The following is a 2,955-nucleotide window of genomic DNA, read 5'->3' as shown; positions in this document are numbered from 1 at the left end:
CACACAACTTAAAACCACTTGGGTGTTGTATGGTTAAGCCTCACGGGTAATTAGTATTGGTTAGCTCAAGACCTCGCAGTCCTTACACACCCAACCTATCAACGTTGTAGTCTCCAACGACCCTTTAGGGAGCTTAAAGCTCCAGTGAGAACTCATCTCAAAGCCTGCTTCCCGCTTAGATGCTTTCAGCGGTTATCAGTTCCGAACGTAGCTACCGGGCAATGCTATTGGCATAACAACCCGAACACCAGCGGTTCGTCCACTCCGGTCCTCTCGTACTAGGAGCAGCCCTCTTCAATTCTCAAACGCCCACGGCAGATAGGGACCGAACTGTCTCACGACGTTCTAAACCCAGCTCGCGTACCACTTTAAATGGCGAACAGCCATACCCTTGGGACCGACTTCAGCCCCAGGATGTGATGAGCCGACATCGAGGTGCCAAACACCGCCGTCGATATGAACTCTTGGGCGGTATCAGCCTGTTATCCCCGGAGTACCTTTTATCCGTTGAGCGATGGCCCTTCCATACAGAACCACCGGATCACTATGACCTACTTTCGTACCTGCTCGACGTGTCTGTCTCGCAGTTAAGCTGGCTTATGCCATTGCACTAACCGTACGATGTCCGACCGTACTTAGCCAACCTTCGTGCTCCTCCGTTACTCTTTAGGAGGAGACCGCCCCAGTCAAACTACCCACCAGACAGTGTCCCCAAGCCCGATAAGGGCCCTAGGTTAGAACATCACGCATACAAGGGTGGTATTTCAAGGTAGACTCCACCACATCTAGCGACATGGTTTCATAGTCTCCCACCTATCCTACACATGTAGGAGCAATGTTCACTGTCAAGCTATAGTAAAGGTTCACGGGGTCTTTCCGTCTAGCCGCGGGTATACGGCATCTTAACCGCAATTTCAATTTCACTGAGTCTCGGGTGGAGACAGTGTGGCCATGATTACGCCATTCGTGCAGGTCGGAACTTACCCGACAAGGAATTTCGCTACCTTAGGACCGTTATAGTTACGGCCGCCGTTTACCGGGGCTTCGATCATGAGCTTCTCCGAAGATAACCCAATCAATTAACCTTCCGGCACCGGGCAGGCGTCACACCGTATACGTCATCTTTCGATTTTGCACAGTGCTGTGTTTTTAATAAACAGTTCCAGCCACCTGGTTACTTCGACTCTCCTATGCTTACTGAGCAAGTCATTCACATTAGAGAGCGTACCTTCTCCCGAAGTTACGGTACTATTTTGCCTAGTTCCTTCACCCGAGTTCTCTCAAGCGCCTTAGTATTCTCTACCTAACCACCTGTGTCGGTTTGGGGTACGGTTCCTATATATCTGAAGCTTAGAAGCTTTTCCTGGAAGCATGGCATCAATGACTTCAACTCCGTAGAGTCTCGTCTCGTATCTCAGCGTTTAAATGAAATCCCGGATTTACCTAAGATAACCGCCTACATACTTTCACACGGACTACCAACGCCGTGCTCACCTAGCCTACTCCGTCCCTCCTTCGCAATATATAGAAGTACAGAAATATTAATCTGTTTCCCATCGACTACGCGTTTCCGCCTCGCCTTAGGGGCCGACTTACCCTGCCCTGATTAACATGGGACAGGAAACCTTGGTCTTTCGGCGGGGGAGTTTTTCACTCCCCTTATCGTTACTCATGTCAGCATTCGCACTTCTGATACCTCCAGCAAGCTTTACAACTCACCTTCAACGGCTTACAGAACGCTCCCCTACCACTTGACCCTAAGGTCAAATCCGCAGCTTCGGTGACTAGTTTAGCCCCGTTACATCTTCCGCGCAGACCGACTCGACTAGTGAGCTATTACGCTTTCTTTAAAGGATGGCTGCTTCTAAGCCAACCTCCTAGCTGTCTATGCCTTTCCACATCGTTTCCCACTTAACTAGTACTTTGGGACCTTAGCTGGCGGTCTGGGTTGTTTCCCTCTTCACAACGGACGTTAGCACCCGTAGTGTGTCTCCCGCATATCACTCATTGGTATTCGGAGTTTGCAAAGGGTTGGTAAGTCGGGATGACCCCCTAGCCTTAACAGTGCTCTACCCCCAATGGTGTTCGTGCGAGGCTCTACCTAAATAGATTTCGGGGAGAACCAGCTATCTCCCGGCTTGATTAGCCTTTCACTCCGACCCACAAGTCATCACCGCATTTTTCAACATACGTGTGTTCGGTCCTCCAGTTGATGTTACTCAACCTTCAACCTGCCCATGGGTAGATCGCCGGGTTTCGGGTCTATACCCTGCAACTAAACGCGCAGTTAACACTCGCTTTCGCTACGGCTCCCCTATTCGGTTAACCTTGCTACAGAATATAAGTCGCTGACCCATTATACAAAAGGTACGCAATCACTAGACTAAATCTAGCTCTCACTGCTTGTACGTATGCGGTTTCAGGTTCTATTTCACTCCCCTCACAGGGGTTCTTTTCGCCTTTCCCTCACGGTACTGGTTCACTATCGGTCAGTTAGGAGTATTTAGCCTTGGAGGATGGTCCCCCCATGTTCAGTCAACGTTTCACGTGTGCCGACCTACTCGATTTCACTTAAAGGTAGTTTTTGTGTACGGGGCTATCACCCTGTATCGCTCTACTTTCCAGTAGATTCCACTAACACCCAATAAGCTTAAGGGCTGTTTCCCGTTCGCTCGCCGCTACTAAGGAAATCTCGGTTGATTTCTTTTCCTCGGGGTACTTAGATGTTTCAGTTCTCCCGGTTCGCCTCGTTAAGCTATGTATTCACTTAACGATACCCAAGTTACCTTGGGTGGGTTTCCCCATTCGGATATCTTTGGCTATAACGGTTTTTATCACCTTACCAAAGCTTTTCGCAGATTAACACGTCCTTCATCGCCTCTAACTGCCAAGGCATCCACCACATACGCTTAGTCACTTAACCATACAACCCCAAGTAGTTTCCGAAGAAGCTAT

The 2,955-nt window shown here is 49.4% G+C and carries 1 rRNA gene; it reads right to left on the bottom strand.

The features are described 5' to 3' along the window. Positions 1-29: 29 nt before the first annotated feature. Positions 30-2,923: ribosomal RNA gene (locus H4J59_RS03995) — 23S ribosomal RNA — on the bottom strand. Positions 2,924-2,955: the final 32 nt, after the last annotated feature.

The organism is Colwellia sp. MB02u-10 (assembly GCF_014077185.1).
Classification (GTDB): Bacteria; Pseudomonadota; Gammaproteobacteria; order Enterobacterales; family Alteromonadaceae; genus Cognaticolwellia.
This window is presented reverse-complemented; position numbering and strand designations above follow the sequence as displayed.